This is a genomic window from Paludibacterium purpuratum, assembly GCF_004363805.1.
GTDB lineage: Bacteria > Pseudomonadota > Gammaproteobacteria > Burkholderiales > Chromobacteriaceae > Paludibacterium > Paludibacterium purpuratum.
The window spans coordinates 26,430-45,784 of record NZ_SNZP01000006.1 but is presented as its reverse complement, the minus strand read 5'-3'; the positions used below and the strand labels follow the sequence as shown (position 1 = coordinate 45,784).

Annotated in this window: 15 protein-coding genes; 6 read left to right on the top strand and 9 right to left on the bottom strand. The window is 62.7% G+C overall.

Features of this window, described 5'->3' with window-relative positions; translation table 11 throughout:
• The first annotated feature begins 49 nt into the window (after window positions 1–49).
• From DFP86_RS08380 to DFP86_RS08370, 3 genes are all read left to right on the top strand, one after another.
• On the top strand, window positions 50–778 hold the full coding sequence (locus DFP86_RS08380; protein ID WP_133680102.1) for a pseudouridine synthase: 729 nt from the start codon (window positions 50–52) through the stop codon (window positions 776–778).
• Window positions 779–840: 62 nt separating this feature from the next.
• Window positions 841–1,848 carry a hypothetical protein gene (locus DFP86_RS08375; protein WP_133680100.1) on the top strand — a complete coding sequence of 336 codons (1,008 nt, stop codon included), beginning with the start codon at window positions 841–843 and terminating at the stop codon, window positions 1,846–1,848.
• A 111-nt stretch (window positions 1,849–1,959) separates the two neighbouring features.
• Complete coding sequence (locus tag DFP86_RS08370; RefSeq protein WP_133680098.1) at window positions 1,960–2,949, top strand: pyridoxal phosphate-dependent aminotransferase; 990 nt, start codon at window positions 1,960–1,962, stop codon at window positions 2,947–2,949.
• Between the two features lie 82 nt (window positions 2,950–3,031).
• On the opposite strand, the gene DFP86_RS08365 is transcribed toward DFP86_RS08370, so the two are convergent.
• The 4 genes from DFP86_RS08365 to gcvA form a co-directional block, all read right to left on the bottom strand.
• Window positions 3,032–4,333 (bottom strand): DEAD/DEAH box helicase, encoded by a 1,302-nt coding sequence (locus tag DFP86_RS08365; RefSeq protein WP_133680096.1) that lies wholly within the window; start codon window positions 4,331–4,333, stop codon window positions 3,032–3,034.
• 378 nt (window positions 4,334–4,711) lie between these two features.
• On the bottom strand, window positions 4,712–5,512 hold the full coding sequence (locus tag DFP86_RS08360; RefSeq protein WP_133680094.1) for a response regulator: 801 nt from the start codon (window positions 5,510–5,512) through the stop codon (window positions 4,712–4,714).
• A 145-nt stretch (window positions 5,513–5,657) separates the two neighbouring features.
• Complete coding sequence (locus DFP86_RS08355; RefSeq protein WP_133680092.1) at window positions 5,658–6,659, bottom strand: class 1 fructose-bisphosphatase; 1,002 nt, start codon at window positions 6,657–6,659, stop codon at window positions 5,658–5,660.
• Between the two features lie 89 nt (window positions 6,660–6,748).
• On the bottom strand, window positions 6,749–7,627 hold the full coding sequence (gcvA, locus tag DFP86_RS08350) for a transcriptional regulator GcvA (protein WP_133680090.1): 879 nt from the start codon (window positions 7,625–7,627) through the stop codon (window positions 6,749–6,751).
• A gap of 182 nt (window positions 7,628–7,809) precedes the next feature.
• Between gcvA and acnB the strand changes: the two genes are divergently transcribed.
• From acnB to DFP86_RS08335, 3 genes are all read left to right on the top strand, one after another.
• Complete coding sequence (acnB, locus tag DFP86_RS08345) at window positions 7,810–10,401, top strand: bifunctional aconitate hydratase 2/2-methylisocitrate dehydratase (protein WP_133680088.1); 2,592 nt, start codon at window positions 7,810–7,812, stop codon at window positions 10,399–10,401.
• 526 nt (window positions 10,402–10,927) lie between these two features.
• Window positions 10,928–13,564, top strand: a complete 2,637-nt coding sequence (locus DFP86_RS08340; RefSeq protein ID WP_279526894.1) for a DNA translocase FtsK — start codon at window positions 10,928–10,930, stop codon at window positions 13,562–13,564.
• Between the two features lie 12 nt (window positions 13,565–13,576).
• Window positions 13,577–13,885 (top strand): tetratricopeptide repeat protein, encoded by a 309-nt coding sequence (locus tag DFP86_RS08335; RefSeq protein WP_133680086.1) that lies wholly within the window; start codon window positions 13,577–13,579, stop codon window positions 13,883–13,885.
• On the opposite strand, the gene DFP86_RS08330 is transcribed toward DFP86_RS08335, so the two are convergent.
• The 5 genes from DFP86_RS08330 to prpC all read right to left on the bottom strand — a co-directional run bounded on the left by DFP86_RS08330 (window position 13,882) and on the right by prpC (window position 19,350).
• The gene (locus DFP86_RS08330) at window positions 13,882–14,334 is read right to left on the bottom strand and encodes a GNAT family N-acetyltransferase (protein ID WP_133680084.1); all 453 of its coding nucleotides are present in this window, start codon (window positions 14,332–14,334) and stop codon (window positions 13,882–13,884) included. The two genes, DFP86_RS08335 and DFP86_RS08330, sit on opposite strands and share 4 nt — an antisense overlap.
• Window positions 14,335–14,385: 51 nt before the next feature.
• A complete protein-coding gene (gene dbpA / locus DFP86_RS08325) occupies window positions 14,386–15,765 on the bottom strand; it encodes an ATP-dependent RNA helicase DbpA (protein WP_133680082.1) in 1,380 nt (459 codons plus the stop codon).
• A gap of 80 nt (window positions 15,766–15,845) precedes the next feature.
• A complete protein-coding gene (locus DFP86_RS08320) occupies window positions 15,846–16,589 on the bottom strand; it encodes a M12 family metallopeptidase (protein ID WP_133680080.1) in 744 nt (247 codons plus the stop codon).
• 148 nt (window positions 16,590–16,737) lie between these two features.
• A complete protein-coding gene (locus tag DFP86_RS08315; RefSeq protein WP_133680078.1) occupies window positions 16,738–18,189 on the bottom strand; it encodes a bifunctional 2-methylcitrate dehydratase/aconitate hydratase in 1,452 nt (483 codons plus the stop codon).
• Window positions 18,190–18,201: 12 nt separating this feature from the next.
• On the bottom strand, window positions 18,202–19,350 hold the full coding sequence (prpC, locus tag DFP86_RS08310; RefSeq protein ID WP_133680077.1) for a bifunctional 2-methylcitrate synthase/citrate synthase: 1,149 nt from the start codon (window positions 19,348–19,350) through the stop codon (window positions 18,202–18,204).
• Window positions 19,351–19,355: the final 5 nt, after the last annotated feature.

The following is a 19,355-nucleotide window of genomic DNA, read 5'->3' as shown; positions in this document are numbered from 1 at the left end:
AAGGCGATCCCGTCGGTATCGGAGATCGCCTTTATTGTTGGGAGTTCAGATGGAACCGGTACGTCTTTCCAAACGCCTTGCCGAATTGGGCATCTGCTCGCGCCGAGAGGCCGACAGCTATATTGAGCAAGGGTGGGTCAAGGTCGATGGAGAGGTGGCCGTGCTTGGGTTGAAGGTGCTGCCTCATCAGAAGATCGAGGTGGATGCGCGCGCGCGCGCCGCCCAGTCGGCACGGGTGACGATTCTGCTCAACAAGCCGGTCGGCTATGTTTCCGGCCAAGCGGAGAAGGGTTATCCGCCGGCGGTGACGCTGATCACCGGCAGTAGCCGCTGGGTGGGCGATACCGCTCGCCAGCGTTTCACGCCGGCCCATTTGAAGGGGCTGGCGCCGGCCGGCCGCTTGGACATCGATTCGGTGGGTTTGCTGGTGCTGACCCAGGATGGCCGGATCGCCAAGCAGCTGATCGGCGAGAACTCGCTAGTGGAAAAAGAATACCTGGTGCGCGTCACCGGCCAGATGGCGCCGGATGGTTTGGCGTTGCTCAATCATGGCCTGGAACTGGATGGCGAAGCGCTGCAGCCGGCGCAAGTCGGCTGGCAGAACGAAGATCAACTGCGCTTCGTCTTGCGCCAGGGGAAGAAACGGCAGATCCGTCGTATGTGCGAGCTGGTGGGCTTGCGCGTCACCGGCTTGAAGCGGGTGCGCATCGGTAAAGTGATGCTGGGCAATCTGCCGCCCGGACAATGGCGTTATCTGCGCGAAGACGAATCGTTTTGACATGGTGGCGCGGCCGGTTGCCGCGCCTTGAACCCGGACGACCTTTTCGGATGGGATGACAGATGCTGAGCGCCCTGATTCACAAGGTGTTTGGTGCCGCGTCGGCTCAGAGTGCTGCCGAGCAGCAGGCGGTCGACCGCGTGGTGGCGGCGACCGATGCCCGGTTGTCGCTGCTGCCCGGTTTTCGCAAGGCGTTGTTGCCCGGGATTCGTATCAGCCGCGATTATGCCGCATCGCTGGTTCGCGATTTGCCCGATCCGTTGGAACTGTCCCTGTTGGCCTTCACCCTCGATAGGCGCCTAGGTCTGTTTTTTTCCTCTCCCGCGAGCCTGCTCGCCATGCTGATGCGTTGCGAGACGCTGCAGGATTTCTTTCATACCCCGTCGCAAGGGGACGAGGCCCTGGCCTTGCTCTTGATGCAGCGCACCGACACGCAGCGCTACGGCTTGGCGAATCGCGACGGCGAGATCCGCAGCGATGTCGCACAGATCGTGGTGAGCTTCGACCATCACCGCATGATGATGCCGTGCCCGTCCATCGATGCCTTGCGCCAGCGGGCCACAGATCGCGGGCTGGATGTCATTACCCGGGTTATCGCCCGCCGGCTGGAGTTGCTCGCCAAGGAGCGTAGCGATCTGGAAAGCGAGTTGACGCGTATCCGTTTGCGTTTGACCGCACTGGTTCGCCCCGATGCCGTATTGATCGACGCCATGCCGGCCGACGACTCCCTGCCGCAAGATCGAGAAGGTCTGTTGCGGCGCCAGAGCAGCGCACAAGAACGCCTAGGCGAAGTGCGTAGCGTCACCGAACTTTCCGGCCTATTGGAATTGGTCGCGCATATGCTGTCGCATCCGCAGGATTATTTCCGCCTGGAGCAGGAAACGCTCAAGCTCGACCGTATGGGGGTGCTACAGGCCGAGGCGAGCGATGACGATTGTACCCAGGTATGTATGGAAGAGTTGCATCTCTCTCCCGGCGAGCCGGTTCGGCGCGTCATCCTGCCCGTGCGAGTGTGCCGCGCGGCCTTGGCCGAGTTGACGCAGTTCGTCTCTTCGGAAAACGGTCTCTGAGTAGGAAAATGCTTATAACGGCGTAAGGTTGTGGTGTTTTCCTGGTGGCTTGCTATTCGCGCCGCGCCGATCTGGCCATCATGAACCCTGGCTATTTTCTCCGAGGGTTCCATGCTCCCGCTGCACCGGAACGAAACCCATCTTTGCCTTTCCCCGGCGACGCGTGCGCAGTTGGTTGCAGCCAGCCACGACTGCTGGCGCTATCCCGGACGCGAAATCGGGCGTTTGCAACAGGCGCTCGCCTGTTTGCATGGCAAGTCCGCCGACCAGCTGTTGCTCGGCGCCGGCTCGACCAGCATTCTTCTGGCGGCCTTGGGCGACCGGCTGAGCCTTGGCGACGCCGTCTTGTTCTATGGTTTGCCGGTGTATGCGCCGGTCGCCGATTTTGTCGCGCCTTCCCGGGCTTTTCCCGTGGCGCCGTCGGCGGACGGGCGGCCGGATCTGGCGCGTTTGCAACAGTGCGTCGCGCGCCACGCCGGGCCGGCCGTGGTTTATCTCAGCAATCCGGATGGGCTGACTGGCGAAGTCTTCGCGCGCGACGCCTTGTTGCGCTGGGTGGCAAGCGCCGGCACGCAGGTGTTTTTCATTGTCGACGAGGCCTATATCGAGTTCATGCCCGATCATGCGCAACACTCCCTGATTGGCCGGCAGTCGGCGCTTCCGCCCAACCTGATGGTATTGCGTACCTTCTCCAAGGCGCGCGGCATGGCTGGCCTGCGCATCGGTTACGGCGTGTCGGGCGACCGGCCGCTGCTTTCGCGCCTTGGCGCGCCATTGGCAGCCGGTTTGAATTTGCCCGGTTTGTTGGCCGCGCTCGATGCGCTGGAGGATGACAGTTGGCTCGATCAAGCGCGGTTTTTGCTGGATGTGGCGCGTGAAGCGCTATTGACGGGCTTGGTCGAGTTGAGAATCCGCTACCGCAGCGGGCCGACGAATTTCGTGCTGCACGCGGTGCCGGGCGATACAGTATCGTTCCAGGCCCGGATGCGCTCGCAAGGTTTCCTGCTGGCCTTTCCGCTGCCAGGCTGGTGCCGGGTGAGTGTCGGGAGTTACGAGGCGGTGCAATCCTATTTGACCGCGTTGCGTCGGCTGTGCGCATGACGAAGCGGTGCAACAAAAACGCCGCGAGTGTGAACTCGCGGCGTTTTGTTTGGCCCGCCTTGGCGGACGGTGCGGCCTGGGCTTAACCGGCGCTTTGCTGGCGCGGGGCGCGCTTGCCGTAGCCGTTGCCGGGCTTGCGCTGGCCGCCATAACCGCTGCCGCCGTTACCGTTGCCGTGCGGGCGACGTTGGCCATTGCCGCCGTTGGCGTTGCGACGTTGGTTGCCATTGCCACCCTTGGGCGGGCGACGGGTCGGTTCCAGACCCTCGACGACACCTTCGGTGATCTTGCGCTTCAGGTATTGCTCGATGCGGCGCACGCGGTGGAATTCCTTGGTTTCCGACATGGTGATGGCCACGCCGTCACGGCCGGCACGACCGGTACGGCCGATACGGTGCACGTAGTCTTCCGCCTGCTTCGGCAGGTCGTAATTGACGACCAGGTCGATGGTCGGCACGTCGATGCCGCGTGCGGCGACGTCGGTCGCCACCAGCACCTTGATGCGACCGCGGCGCAGGTCGTTCAGGGTGCGATTGCGCCAGTTTTGCGGCATGTCGCCATGCAGGCAAGCGGCGGAGAAGCCTTGGTCGGTCAGTTTGTCGGCCAATTCCTCGGCACCGACCTTGGTGGCGGTGAAGATTACGGCTTGATCGAAGCCTGCTTCGCGCAGAACGTGATCGAGCAGACGATCCTTGTGCGCCTGATTGTCGGCGTACAGCAGGTGTTCTTCGATGTTGCCGCCGCTTTCCGCGCGAGCGATCTCGACGCGACGGGCATTGCGCGTCAGTTTTTCGGCAAGTTTGCCGACCACGCCGTCGAGCGTGGCGGAGAACATGACCGTCTGACGCGATTCCGGCGTGGCGCGTACGATGGTTTCGATATCTTCGATGAAGCCCATGTCCAGCATGCGGTCGGCTTCGTCCAGGACCAGCATTTCCAAGCGCGAGAAATCGACGCGGCCTTGGCGCATGTGATCCATCAGGCGACCCGGGGTGGCGACCATGATGTCGACCGGGCGCGACATGGCGCGTACTTGATAGCCGAAGGAGGCGCCGCCGACCAGGCAGACCGTGCGCAGCCAGCGCAGATGCGTACCGTATTCGGTGGCGTTCTTTTCCACTTGTTGCGCCAGTTCGCGCGTCGGGGTGAGAACCAGTACGCGCGGGCCTTTGCCCGACGCGGAAGAGCGCTCGGTCAGCTTGACCAGCGCCGGCAGCAGGAAGGCCGCGGTCTTGCCGCTACCGGTCTGCGCCGAAACCAGCAGATCCTCGCCTGCCAGGGCGGCCGGGATGGACTCGGCTTGAACCGCGGTCGGCTCGGTATAGCCGGCGTCGGTGATGGCACGGAGAATCAGGGGCGAAATGCCCAGATCGGAAAACGTCATGATGTCCTTTCGAACCGGAGGTGTCCGGTAGTCACTTGGCCTGGGGAGGCAGGTTGTGTGGCTTCATTTGGATGTTTGAATAGCCACATGGCTCATCGGCACCAACCTGGCAAGCGGCGAACAACAACGGTCCGAAGATGGGACATCTCGTGGACGAAGCCTGGAAAACGGTCAGGGACGATGAATACAGCAGGGTCCGCCGGGCAGAAGAAACTTGAAGAGGTCGCACGGCGAAATGCAAGGAATGGGAAGATACGCTAAATAAAACCGCCTGGCAAGCGAAATGAAAAAAAATGCTTTATAAGTGACTGATTCTTTATGGGTGTCTAAAGTGAAGAAGCAAGCTGTGCGCGGCGTGGCGCCGCGCACGGCGACATGCTATTCGCGATTCGCCAGTAATTGACCAACCAGTTTGCGCACGACCTCGGTGCCGAACGGCTTGTCGCAAATGGCCGATACCCCGGCCGCTTCGACGGCGGCCAGACGGCCTTGGTTGTCCTCGCTCGACACCATGAGGATCGGCACCGAGCTTTGCATGCTTTCCTTGCGGATGTATTCGACCAGTGCCCGGCCATCCATCTGCGGCATGTTGTAGTCGGTGAAGACCAGGTCGAACAACTGGCTGTTGATCAGCGGAATGGCCTCCAGGCCGTTGTTGGCCTCGAAGATTTTCTCGAAGCCGATTTTTTCCAGGATGGTGCGTACATGACGGCGCGCAGTGCTGCTGTCGTCGACCAATAGCACCACCAGGTCGGCGAAGTCGTCGGCGCTGTCGTTGTCGAGCTGTTCGGCGTTGAGGAAATCGAGCGTATTGCCTAGCGCCATGGTCAGTTGGGCCTGGCTGAACGGCTTGGGCAGGATGGCCATGGTGCCGGCCTGGCGCACCGGGTCGAGATAATAAGGGTTGGTCTCGCTGGAGATCAGGATGAACGGCAGGTCGGCCCAGGCTGGCGTGTCGCGCAAGGTGTAGACCAGGTCGGTGCCGGTCATGTCGGACAGGTACAAGGCGCTGAATACCAGGTCGGGCAATTTGACGGCGAGGGCTGTAAACAGGTCGGCGCCGGTTTCGTAGACGGTGACCTGGTCGATGCCGCGTTCGGCGAGTGCCGCCTTGATGATCTGCGCTTGCACGTGAGAAGGCTCAACCAGCGCAACAATCAGGTGTTCCACTTCCAGCATGGCCGTCCCCCCTGCCAATCGTGTTCTTTTGATGAATGTAGCTCAGCATACTGCATGCGCCAACAGTAAAGACTGATTTAAGTCATGCAAGTCATTTGATGGGGGGCTCCCGCCAGCCGGAGGGCCGGCGGGGCAATGGCGGCCGTTATGCCTGATGGTAGCCGGTGACGATCTCGACTTCTTCGCTTGAGCCGAGGAATACCGCGACCCGCTCGTGCAGGCCCGTGGGCTGGATATCCAGGATGCGTTGCTGACCGTTGGTGGCCAGGCCGCCGGCTTGTTCGATGATGAAGGCCATCGGGTTGCCTTCGTACATCAGGCGCAGCTTGCCCGGTTTTTCCGGTTCGCGCGCATCGCGCGGATACATGAAGATGCCGCCGCGCGTCAGGATGCGATGCACCTCGGCCACCATCGATGCCACCCAGCGCATGTTGAAGTCGCGGCCGCGCGGGCCGGTCTTGCCGGCCAGGAGCTCGTCGATATAGCGTTTGACCGGGGCTTCCCAATGGCGCTGGTTCGACATGTTGATGGCGAACTCGCCAGTGGCCGCCGGTACGTGCATATCGGGGTGGGTCAAGACGAAACTGCCTTGCTCGCGATCGAGCGTGAAGCCGTGCACGCCGTTGCCGAAGGTCAGCACCAGCATGGTTTGCGGCCCGTAGATGGTGTAGCCGGCGGCGACTTGTGCGCTGCCTTTTTGCAAGAAGTGCGTTTCGCGTGGCGCCAGATTGCCGTTCGGGTTATGCAGGATCGAAAAAATGGTGCCGACGGTGATGTTGACGTCGATGTTGGACGAGCCGTCGAGCGGATCGAACAACAGCAGGTAATCGCCCTTCGGGTATTCGCCGGGAATGTGATACGGCAACTCCATTTCTTCCGATGCCATGGCGGCCAGGTTGCCGCCCCACTCGTTGGCGTCGAGCAGGTAATCGTTGGCGATCACGTCCATTTTCTTTTGCGCTTCGCCCTGGATGTTGCCTGTTCCCGCCTCGCCCAGCACGCCGGCCAGCGCCCCTTTGTTGACGGAGAAGCTGATGGCCTTGCAAGCGCGCGCGATGGTTTCGATCAACAGGCGCAGATCGGGCGGTAGCGTACCGGCTTTGCGTTGCTGCTCGATCAGAAAACGGGAGAGTGTGATGCGGCTCATGACATTCCTTGTGTAGTGTCGCGGCGGAAAAAATTAGCTTACAGACCCTAAGTGGCCAGGATTATAGCGCAATGTCGACGCGCCCGGGATCATTGACCCGACTCCTCCAGCCAGCGGCAGAAGGCTGTGACCGTCGGGTCGTCGCTGCCGGCGCGCGGTACGATCCAACAGAAATCGCGCACGGGAACCACCGGATTGGCCAACGGCGCCACCAGCAGTCCCTGGTCGAGCAGGCGCTGCGCCATGGGCAACGGGCCGAGTACGACGCCCAGACCATCGCAGGCCGCCTGCAGCGCCAGCGAAAAGCGGTCGAACTGCATGCCGCCCGCCGGCTTGAGATCGGCCACGCCGGCCAGCGTCAACCAGCGCGGCCAGGCGGTCGGGCGGGTATCGGCGTGCAACAGGGTGTGCGCCGCCAGGTCGGCCGGCGCGCCGATCGGTAGCTTGGCGAGCAGCGCAGGGCTTGCCAGCGGCAGCTCCCACTCTTTTAGGAATGGCCGGGCGATGTGACCCGGCCAGTCGCCCGGGCCGCGACGAATGGCAATGTCGAATGGTGCGTCCAGGCGGCGGATATCCCGATCCGAGGTGACCAGGTGCAGTTCCAGATCGGGAAAGTGCTCGCGAAAACCGGATAGGCGCGGCAGCAGCCAGTAGCTGGCGAAGGTCGGCGTCGAATTGATCGATAGCCGTCGCTGGCGGTTAGGCTGCTGCAGTTGCGCCGTGGCATTGGCGATCAGATCGAGACCGTCTTGCACCTGCACCAGGTAGCGCCAACCGGCATCGCTCAAGCGCACCCGGCCGCCGCTGCGCTCGAACAGCGTCATGCCCAGCCAGTCTTCCAATTGCTTAATCTGTTTGCTCACAGCGCCATGGGTGACGAATAGCTCGCTGGCAGCGGCGGAAAAGCTTTCCAACCTTGCCGCGGCCTCGAAAACCCGCAAGGAGTTGAGTGGTGGGTAAGTGTTCATGCTGTGATTTTATCTCACAGTGCTTGTGGCGAATACTCGTTTGAATGCTGGCTGTGAAAGGCGTAATCTTCAGGCACTACAAAAGCATAATTATCGGGTCGGCAACGATCCGGTGGATGCGCAGAATCGACGATACGCCGGACCCAGCGTGCCGGCCAACCACAGCAAAGAAGGTCCATGTCATGTTAGAAGCCTACCGTCTGCATGTTGCCGAGCGCGCTGCGCTGGGCATTCCGCCCCTGCCGCTCACAGCGAAGCAGGTTGAAGAACTGGTCGAACTGCTGAAAAACCCGCCTAAGGGCGAGGAACAAGCTTTAGTCGAGCTGATCACCTATCGCGTGCCGCCGGGCGTGGACGATGCCGCGCGCGTCAAGGCTTCGTTCCTGGCCGCCGTGGCCGAGGGCGGCGTCAAAAGCCCGCTGCTCTCCCGCATCCGCGCGACCGAACTGCTGGGCACCATGCTCGGTGGCTACAACATCAAGCCGTTGATCGACCTGCTCGACGATGCCGAAGTCGCCGCGGTGGCGGGGGACGCACTGAAGAAAACCCTGCTGATGTTCGACGCTTTCCACGACGTGAAGGAAAAGATGGATCGCGGCAACGCCGTGGCGCGCGCCGTGATCCAGTCCTGGGCGGATGCCGAGTGGTTCACCTCGCGCCCGGAAGTGGCGCAAAAAATCACCGTCAGCGTGTTCAAAGTACCGGGCGAGACCAACACCGACGACCTGTCGCCGGCGCCGGATGCCTGGAGTCGGCCGGATATTCCGCTGCACTACCTGGCCATGCTCAAGAATACCCGTCCCGGCGCGCCCTTCGTGCCTGAGGAGGATGGCAAGCGCGGCCCGATCCAGTTCATCGACGACCTGAAGAAAAAGGGCCATCTGGTGGCCTATGTCGGCGACGTGGTCGGCACCGGTTCGTCGCGCAAGTCGGCGACCAACTCGGTGGTGTGGGCGACCGGCCAGGACATTCCGTTTGTACCGAACAAGCGTTTCGGCGGCGTGACGCTCGGCGGCAAGATCGCGCCGATCTTCTTCAATACCCAAGAGGACTCCGGCGCGCTGCCGATCGAAGTCGATGTGTCGACCTTGGAGATGGGCGATGTGATCGACATCTTCCCGTATAGCGGCAAGATCGAGAAAAACGGCGCTGTCGTTGCCGAGTTCAAGCTCAAGAGCGAAGTGATTCTGGATGAGGTGCGCGCCGGCGGCCGCATTAACTTGATCATCGGCCGCGGCTTGACGGCTAAGGCGCGCGAAGCGCTGGGCTTGCCCGCTTCCGAGACTTTCCGCCTGCCCAAGTCGCCGGTCGACTCCGGCCGAGGCTTCACGCTGGCTCAGAAAATGGTTGGCCGCGCCTGTGGCCTGCCGGAAGGCCGCGGCATGCGTCCGGGGACCTATTGCGAACCGAAGATGACCACCGTGGGCTCGCAAGACACCACCGGCCCGATGACGCGCGACGAATTGAAGGATCTGGCTTGCCTGGGCTTCTCCGCCGATCTGGTGATGCAGTCCTTCTGTCATACCGCCGCTTATCCGAAGCCGGTCGATGTCAAAATGCACAAGGAATTGCCGACCTTCATCTCCAGTCGCGGCGGCGTGTCGTTGCGACCGGGCGATGGCGTGATCCACAGCTGGCTCAACCGCCTGTTGCTGCCGGATACCGTCGGCACCGGCGGCGATTCCCATACCCGCTTCCCCATCGGCATTTCCTTCCCGGCCGGTTCCGGCCTGGTGGCCTTTGCCGCCGCGACCGGCGTGATGCCGCTCGATATGCCGGAATCGGTGCTGGTGCGCTTCAAGGGGCAACTGCAGCCGGGCGTGACCTTGCGCGATCTGGTCAATGCCATTCCGCTGTATGCGATTAAGCAGGGCCTGCTGACGGTGGCCAAGGCCGGCAAGAAGAACATCTTCTCCGGGCGTATTTTGGAGATCGAAGGCTTGCCCGAGCTGAAAGTCGAACAGGCATTCGAGCTGACCGATGCCTCGGCCGAGCGCTCTGCCGCCGGTTGCGCGGTGCACCTGAATAAGGCGCCGATCGTCGAATACATGCGTTCCAACATCACGCTGATGAAGTCGATGATCGCCAACGGCTATCAAGATGCCCGCACGCTGGCGCGCCGTATCCAGGCAATGGAAGACTGGATCGCCCACGGCACGCTGCTCGCGCCCGATGCCGATGCCGAATACGCCGCGGTGATCGAGATCGACCTGGCGGACGTCAAGGAGCCGATCGTGGCTTGCCCGAACGATCCGGATGACGTGAAGTTCATGAGCGAAGTGGCCGGCACCAAGATCGACGAAGTGTTCATCGGTTCGTGCATGACCAATATCGGTCACTTCCGCGCCGCCGGCCAACTGCTGGAAGGCAAGGCCGATATCCCGGTCAAGCTGTGGGTGGCGCCGCCGACCAAGATGGATGCCAAGCAGCTGACCGAAGAGGGGTATTACGGCATTCTGGGCCGTGCCGGCGCGCGTCTGGAAATGCCGGGCTGCTCGTTGTGCATGGGTAACCAGGCGCAAGTGCGCGAGGGCGCCACCGTGATGTCGACTTCGACCCGCAATTTCCCCAACCGCTTGGGCAAGAACACCAACGTGTTCCTCGGCTCGGCCGAATTGGCGGCGATCTGCTCCAAACTTGGCAAGATTCCGACCGTCGAGGAGTACCAGGCGAATATCGGTATCATCAACCAAAAGGCTGGCGAGGTTTATCGATATATGAACTTCGATCAGATTACCGATTACGCCGAAGAGGCGGAGTCGGTTAAGGTCTGATACGCCGTAAGGCGTCATGCCGAAATTCGACGCCCGGTGCGCTACGTTCAGCGCGCCGGGCGTTGTCGTTTCTGCTGGCGTTTGCCCTGGAAGGCGGCCTGCGCCGACTCCTCCCCCCGCCGGGTGGACTGCTGGGGATGGGTGGGGGGCGGGGGGGGAGTCAGGGCGTTTCATGGCCTCGACGGCCGTGGCGGGATCCTGCTGGGGCAGGGGCTTTGTAATCGATTACACTGTGTCCACTATAGCGGCTGAAACCTGGATGTATAGGGGCGGGAGCGGTGCCGAGTGCTATCTGGCATGCACTTGAGAATGACCTGTAAGCGATTGGCCGGCTTGTGGCTTTGCGCTCCCCGGATTTTCCGCCGACCACGCATGCCGACTGAAATCGTTTTATTGCACCAGGCAGTTGTCGCCTTGCGCCGCCTGTGTCGGGAAAAAACCGGTACAATTTGTGCCCGTTGCATCGGGTCGTCCAAATTTGGGCGGTTCGGCCTATTTATTTTTCATTCGATCTGTGGGTGTCCGCGTGTTTTGGCTTGTTCTATCGGTTGTGGTCGGTGCGGTAGGTTGGTTGATATTGACCGGGCGTTTGTTGCCGCTGTTGCGGTGGGGGTTGTCGTGGTGGCTGGACCCCGAGCGGGATCTTGACGCGGCGGCATCGCCATTGCCTGTGGCAGAAGCGCCGCCCGTCGCCGAGCCTCCGGCCTTGTGCGTCGATCCGCCGCTCGAATCCGTCCCCGAACGGCCGGTGGCCAAGCCCTTGATCGACCGCGAACAGCTAGGCCGCCATCTTGCGGCGCGCCAGTTGCGCGACAAGGCCCAAGCGGCGCGCCCGGTCGCGACGGCGTTGCCGTTGCTCGATCCGCGCACCTTGCGCGACAACGCCTTGGGGCGGCTCAAGACCGTCCCGGTCAAGCCGACCGCGGCCGAGCCGCTGCCGGTGATCGACGCGACGGAAGTGGAACAGAATCTGCAATCGGTCGGCATGCGACAACGCGCCGGCGGCGAGGCACCGGCGGAGCTGGATCTGCCGGTGATCGACGCTGAGCAGGTGCGAGCCAGCCTGCGGCAAATCCATGGACATCGTCTGCGCATGCGCAGCAGTGCCGATACGGCACCCGAGCCGGTACAGCCGCCGCCGGTGTCGCCGTTGTTGCGTCAGCCCGCCGTGCCGAGCCGGCCAGCCCGTTTTGTGCCGGCGCCGGTGGCTACAACGCAAACCGAACCCGAGTACCGCGAGCCGTCAAGTACGGTGGCGGTGGAAGCCGCTGCGCTGGCGCCGGTGCGACCGGTGACGCTGGAGGTGCATCCTACCCTGCCGGTTCGCCCGTCCGTGCCCGCCGTGCCGTCGGTACCGGTGGCTCGCGCGCCGATTCCGGAAATCCTGCCCGCCGTGTCGATGCCGCCCGTTGCGCCGCCGCCACCACCGCCACCGGAGCTGGAGCCGGAGCCGGAGCCGATTTTTGTGCCGGCGCCTAGCCTCGTCGAACCGGAACCTGCCGTTTTGCCCGCACCGTTCGAGCGCATACCCGATGCGTTGATCTGGACTTCGATCGAGGAACGCCAGGATAAAGCACGCGCGGAAATAGACGATGAGCCGCCCTTCGAATGGTCGGCGCCGGTCGTCGAGCCGCCCACGTCGCCGCGTCCGAGCCCGCTGCCGCGGGATTGGCGCCTGACAGGCTTGCCCAGCCTCGATCTGTTGCGGCCGGGCGAGGTCATGCAGGCTAGCTGCGACGAAGATGCGCTGCTTGAGCGCGGTATCGTCATCGAAGAAAAGCTGGCCGAGTTCAAGGTCAAGGTAAGCGTGGTGGATGCCTATGCCGGCCCGGTGATCACTCGCTTCGAGGTCGAACCGGCGGTCGGGGTGCGCGGTAGCCAAGTGGTGAATTTGGTCAAGGATCTGGCGCGGGCGCTAGGACTTGCGTCGATTCGGGTGGTGGAAACCATTCCCGGCAAGACCTGCATGGGGTTGGAGCTACCCAACCCGGTACGGCAGATGATCCGCCTGTCGGAAATTCTGTCGTCCCCGGCGTTCACCGACCCAGGCGTCCGCTTGACGCTGGCGTTGGGCAAGGACATTACCGGCGAGCCGGTCGTGATGGATCTGGCGCGCGCGCCGCATTTGCTGGTGGCCGGCACCACCGGTTCGGGCAAGTCGGTCGGGGTCAATGCCATGATCCTGTCGCTGCTGTACAAATTCACGCCGGAAGATGTGCGCTTCATCATGATCGACCCGAAAATGCTGGAGCTGTCGGTCTACAACGATATTCCGCACCTGTTGGCGCCGGTGGTCACCGATATGAAACTGGCCGCCAACGCGCTGAACTGGTGTGTCGGCGAAATGGAAAAACGTTACCGGCTGATGAGTGCGCTCGGTGTGCGCAATTTGGCCGGATACAACGAAAAGGTGCAGGCGGCGCGCGATGCCGGCGAGTCGCTGAAAAATCCGTTCACGTTGACGCCGGACGATCCGGAACCCTTGGTGACGCTACCGTGCATTGTGGTGGTGGTCGACGAGTTCGCCGATTTGATGATGGTGGCCGGCAAGAAAATCGAAGAATTGATCGCCCGTCTGGCACAGAAGGCGCGTGCGGCCGGCATCCATTTGATCTTGGCCACTCAGCGGCCGTCGGTCGATGTGATCACCGGCCTGATCAAGGCCAATATCCCGACTCGTATCGCCTTCCAGGTGTCGAGCAAGGTCGATAGCCGCACGATCCTCGATCAAATGGGGGCCGAGGCGCTGCTGGGCCAGGGCGATATGCTGTTTCTTCCGCCGGGCAGCGGCTATCCGCAGCGCATCCATGGCGCCTTCGTCACCGACGACGAAGTGCACGCGGTGGCCGAAATGCTCAAGTCGTTCGGCGAGCCGGATTATGTCGAAGGGCTATTGACCGGCGAATCGGAGTTGGAGGAAAGCCAGGCCGGGGGCGGCGAGCGCAGTACGGCGGCCGAATCCGACCCGCTGTACGACGAGGCGGTGGAAATCGTGCTGCGCACGCGCAAAGCGTCGATTTCGTCGGTGCAGCGCCACTTGCGCATCGGCTATAACCGCGCGGCGCGCTTGATCGAAGAGATGGAGTCGGCCGGCCTGGTCAGTCAGATGGAGAGCAACGGCAATCGCACCGTGCTGGTGCCGGACCGTTCGAATGGCGTATGAGGAGTCTTAACCATGCCGCAACGCGATGCGTTACTGAAATTGCTCGATGGGCCGCGCGATAACGCGTTGCTGCGTTTTGCCATTGCCGGCGAATGTCTGAAGGACGGCCTGTTGGTCGAAGCCGAGGCGCATCTGCGTCAGGCTTTGGCCTGGCAGGCCGACTATACCGCCGCCTGGAAATTGCTGGGCAAGGTGCTGACGGCCGCCGGGCAGGCGGCGGCCGCCGCCGATGCCTACCGCCAGGGGATTGAAGTGGCGACCGGGCATGGCGATATTCAGGCGCGAAAGGAAATGACGGTCTTTTTGCGCCGGCTGGCCTAGCTTGCGGTACTGGCTTGTGCCGCCAATCGTCGATATACCCCTTGATCCAACCGCTCCATCAGTCGATCCGGCGCGCTCAGCGGCGTGAAGCCGTAGCCGGCATACAGGCTGTGGGCGTCGGCGGTGGCCAGCATGAAGCGGCGCAGATCCTGCAGTTCGGGATAGTCGAGGATGAAGCGTACCAGCGCCTTGCCGATGCCCTGGCCGCGCCAGTCGGCGTGCACGAAGACGTCGGCCAGATAGCCGAAGGTGGCGCGGTCGGTGACCACGCGTGCGAAGGCCACCTGCGTACCCGCGTCGTCGTAGCCGCCGAAGCATAGCGACCCGGCCAGCGAGCGTTCGAAGATCGCGCGCGGCAGGTCGCGCGCCCAGTAGGATTCCTGGCTCAGAAAACGATAGATCGTTTCGCGGTCGAGCCGTTGGGGATCGGTATCGAAAGTGATGGGCATGATCAGCCTAAAAATATTATTTAGGCTGATAGCATACGTTATTGCGCGAGATTACATCAGGCGCATCTTGCGCGGCTTGCCCTTGATCTTGCAGTCGGTCAAGCGGGTGAAGTGCTGTTCAGCCACCTCGCGTCGCAATGCGACGAAGCTTGCGAACTCGGTGATCTGGATCTTGCCGATCGCCTGCCCGTCGAGCCCGCCCTCGCCGGTGAGCGCGCCGAGGATGTCGCCCGGGCGCAACTTTTCCTTTTTACCGGCGGCGATGCACAACGTGACCATCGGCGGCACCAGTCGACCCGTCCCCTTGACCATCAATTCCGCGCTGTCGCGCCAAGCCAGCGGTGCTTGCTGATAGCGCGAGATCTCATCGACCCAACGCTGATCGGCCGGCGCCGCCAGGGTCAGCGCCAAGCCTTGCTCGTCGCCACGGCCGGTTCGGCCGATGCGGTGGATGTGCACCTCGGCATCGCGCGCCACGTCGACGTTGATCACCATGTCGAGCCCCTGAATGTCCAGCCCGCGCGCCGCCACGTCGGTGGCGACCAGGATCGACACGCTGCGGTTGACGAAGCGCAGCAGGATTTCGTCGCGCTCGCGCTGTTCCAGTTCGCCATACAACGCCAACGCGGAAAAACCCTGGTCCGTCAGTTCGGCCGCCAGTTCGCGGCAGTGAATCTTGGTGTTGCAAAATGCCAACGTGGAGGTCGGGCGGTAATGTTGCAGCGCCTGGGCCACCATGGCGTTGCGTTTGTTCGCGTCGACCTTGTAGAAGCGCTGCTCGATCTTGTCGGTTTGGTGCAGCGACTCGACCTTGACTTCCAGCGGCTGGCGCAGGAATGGCCCGGAGAGCTTGCGGATGTTGTCCGGGTAAGTTGCGGAGAACAGCAGCGTCTGGCGCTTTTTCGGGCAGGCGCTGACGATCCCGGCGATGTCTTCGTAAAAGCCCATGTCGACCATGCGGTCGGCTTCGTCCAGTACCAGGGTGTGAACGGTCGACAGGTCGATCGTGCCGCGGCCCAGATGGTCGCGCAGGCGTCCGGGGGTGCCGACCACGACGTGGGCGCCGTGTTCCAGCGAGCCGATCTGCGGCCCCATCGGGCTGCCGCCGCACAGTGTCAGCACCTTGATGTTGTCGATATGGCGCGCCAGGCGGCGCAGTTCTTTGGCCACCTGTTCGGCCAGTTCGCGCGTCGGGCACATGACCAGGCCCTGAATGGCGAACCAGCGCGGATTGAGTTTTTCCATCAGCGGGATGCCGAAGGCCGCCGTTTTGCCGCTGCCGGTCTTGGCCTGGGCGATCAGGTCGCGGTTGTCCAGGGTGCCCGGCAGGCTCTCGGCCTGGATCGGCGTCATCGACAGATAGCCTAAGCTCGTCAAGTTGTCGAGCATGGCGCCGGACAGGGGGAGGGCGGAAAAATCGGTTTTACTCACAGGGACTTAGCTTCTTATTTAAGGGGCGCACAGTGTAGCACGTTCGGCTACCGTCATGCGCCTCATTGCCAGTCGAGCCGCTAGCCTGGCGTGCCGGCCGCCGAAGGATCAAGGGCGGAGGCCGGATAACGCAGGTTGATGGCTTTGATTTCCCGAGCGGTGAGCCCCGGTTTCCAACTGTCGATATCGTTGTGATAAAACCCTAGCGCATGTTGCAGTTCGTGTCGGGCAATAGGGGTTGTTTCGCAAGATCCCCACGATGGTCCGGGGTGAAACAGATCCAGCCGTTGCCGACCACCTACGCGACCAACAGTCGCCAGGCCGCACAACTCCGGCCTTTCCGCTTTGGTTTGCAGCGTCGAGATTGAAACGTAATCCGCTTCGGTCGTCCGTTCTCTGAATCTCACGTGGGTTTGGCTCTCGATGCCCTGCATGGCTTGCAAGATGACCTGTCGCGTCATTGGCGTGGCCAAACGGTCGAAAGCGTAAACGAGCGTGTTGCGCGGCCAGGTTGTGGCGCTAGATGTGCTTGGCTGCGCCGACGTCTGGCGCTTGGCGCGCTGCCCGGCGGCAATGTCGGGCGGATTTTCACGTAGGAGGTGCCAGTCCAAGACTTCCAACGGCGGTAGTCCCTGGCGCTGGATCGTGTCGTGCGAGCCCAGAATGATGTCGTCGAGCACGGCCATGCCGTCGACAACACAGTAACTTAAAGATCGCTCGCTATTGGCGATAGGCGCGCTGGCGGTTTGCGGGCAGGTCGGCGGGGTGGCGGCAATGGCCGCATCGAAAGCGGCGCCGAGTAGCGCGGGCAAGAAATATCTCATGTGTTCCCCCCAGATAAGGAATTGGTGACGTTGTTGTACGAATGACGCTGTTCTGCGTCAGGCATAGGCTTGGGTGGGGGGCAGGAAATTCCTCGGGCTGGCCGAGTGGCCAGTGGGGGGCATGACATCGCCCCCCGGTGCGGTACGCTCAGATGACCCAGAGGTCGGTGAAGCGGTTGACCGGCGTCGCCAGCAATCGCGCCGAGTCGTTGCACAAGTCGAAAATGGCCTGTTGCTGTTTTTCCGGGAAGCGGCGTGCCAGGTTGGTACGGAACTTGGCTTCCAGGAGTGGAATGCCGTCGCTGCGGCGGCGCTGGTGTCCGATCGGATATTCGCAGACCACTTCGGGCAACACGCGGCCGTCGGTCAATTCGACGGTGAGCGCGTTGGCGATGCTGCGTTTGTCCGGATCGTGGTAGTCGCGCGTGAACTGCGCGTCCTCAACGCAGACGATCTTGGCGCGCAGCGCGTCGATGCGCGGGTCGACCGCCACGGCGTCTTCGTAGTCGGCGGCCGTCAGACGGCCGAACAACATCGGTACCGCCACCATGTACTGGATGCAATGGTCGCGGTCGGCCGGATTGGCGAGCGGCCCTTGCTTGTCGATGATGCGGATGCAGGCTTCGTGGGTGCGGATGGTGATTTTACCGATGTCGTCCACCGTCTTACCCATTTCCTTCAGTTGTCGATGCAGATTCATCGCGCATTCGACGGCGGTCTGGCTGTGGAACTCGGCCGGGAAGGAAATTTTGAACAGCACCTTTTCCATCACATAGCTGCCGTAGGGGCGTTGAAAGGCGAACGGCTTGCCCTTGAACAACACATCGTAGAAGCCCCAGGTCGGCGCGGTCAGCACGCCGGGCACGCCCATTTCGCCCTTGAGCGTGAACAGTGCCAGGCGCACGGCGCGGCTGGTGGCGTCGCCGGCGGCCCAGGATTTGCGCGAGCCGGTGTTGGGCGCATGACGGTAGGTACGCAAGCTCTGGCCGTCGACGAAGGCCTGGGACGCCGCGTCGGCGATTTCGCTTTCGCTCGCGCCCATCAGTTTGGCGCATACCGCCGCCGACGCGACCTTGACCAGCACCACATGATCCAGCCCAACCTTGTTGAAGGCATTCTCCAGTGCCAGGCAACCCTGGATCTCGTGCGCCTTGATCATGGCTTCCAGCACGTCTTTCATGGTCAGCGGCGCCTCGTTGCGCGCCAGGCGTTCGCGGCTAACCCAGTCCGCGGTGGCCAGGATGCCGCCCAGGTTGTCGGATGGATGGCCCCACTCCGCGGCAAGCCAGGTGTCGTTGAAGTCGAGCCAACGAATCATGGCGCCAATGTTGAACGCGGCTTGAACCGGGTCGAGCTGGAATTGGGTGCCGGGCACGCGTGCGCCGTTGGGAACGATGGTACCGGGCACGATCGGGCCCATCAGCTTGGTGCAAGCCGGATAGGACAATGCTTCCAGGCCGCAGCCCAGCGTGTCCATCAAGCACAACCGCGCTGTATTCCATGCATCGAGCGAATCGATGGCGACATGGGCCACGTAATGGGCGATGTCCTTGAGCACCGTGTCGTGCTCGGGGCGAATGTTGGAGATGTGTGCGGACATGAGGCTTCCTTGTTAGCGATCCTTGAGCGGAATGAAGGGTTGTTCGTCCGGCCCGGTGTAATTGGCCGACGGACGGATGATCTTGCCGTCCAGGCGTTGTTCGATGACATGCGCGCACCAACCGCTGGTGCGCGAAATGACGAATAGCGGCGTGAACATGGCGGTCGGGACGCCCATCTGGTGATAGCTGACGGCCGAGAACCAATCGAGATTGGGGAACATGTGCCGGTCCGACCACATGACGGCCTCGATGCGTTCGGCGATTTCGAACAGCCGCATATTGCCGCTTTGCTGCGACAGGGCGAGCGCGACGCGCTTGATGACCTTGTTGCGCGGATCGGATTCGGTGTAGACCGGGTGGCCGAAGCCGATGATCACTTCCTTGACGGCGAGGCGACGCTGGATGTCGGCCTCGGCGTCGTCGGGCGAGGCGTAGCGGCTCTGGATCTCGTAGGCCACCTCGTTGGCGCCGCCGTGCTTGGGCCCGCGCAGCGCGCCGATGGCGCCGGCGACGGCGGAGTACATGTCCGAACCGGTGCCGGCAATGACGCGCGCGGCGAAGGTCGAGGCGTTGAATTCATGCTCGGCGTACAGATTCAGCGAGGTGTGCATGGCACGCACGTGCTCGGGGGACGGGGTCTTGCCGGAGAGCAGGCGCAGGAAGTGGCCGCCGATGGTGTCGTCGTCGGTTTCGGTTTCGATGCGGCGGCCGTTGTGGCTGAAGTGGTACCAATAGAGCAGGATCGAGCCTAGGCTTGCCATCAGCCGGTCGGCGATGTCGCGTGCGCCGGCGGTGCTGTGATCGTCTTTTTCCGGCAGCAGGCAGCCCAGCACCGACACCCCGGTACGCATCACATCCATCGGATGGGTGGCTGCCGGCAACAGCTCCAAGGCTCCTCGGACATTGGCCGGCAGGCCGCGCAGGCCTTTGAGGCGGGCCTTGTGGGCGGCGAGTGTCGTGCGGTCCGGCAGGCTGCCGTGCACCAGCAGATGGGCGACCTCCTCGAATTCGCATTGCTCGGCGAGATCGAGGATATCGTAGCCACGGTAGTGCAGGTCGTTGCCGCTGCGGCCCACCGTGCACAGCGCGGTGTTGCCGGCGGCGACGCCCGAGAGCGCGACGGACTTCTTCGGCTTTCCAGCCAGGACGGCTTCTTGCATCGGTT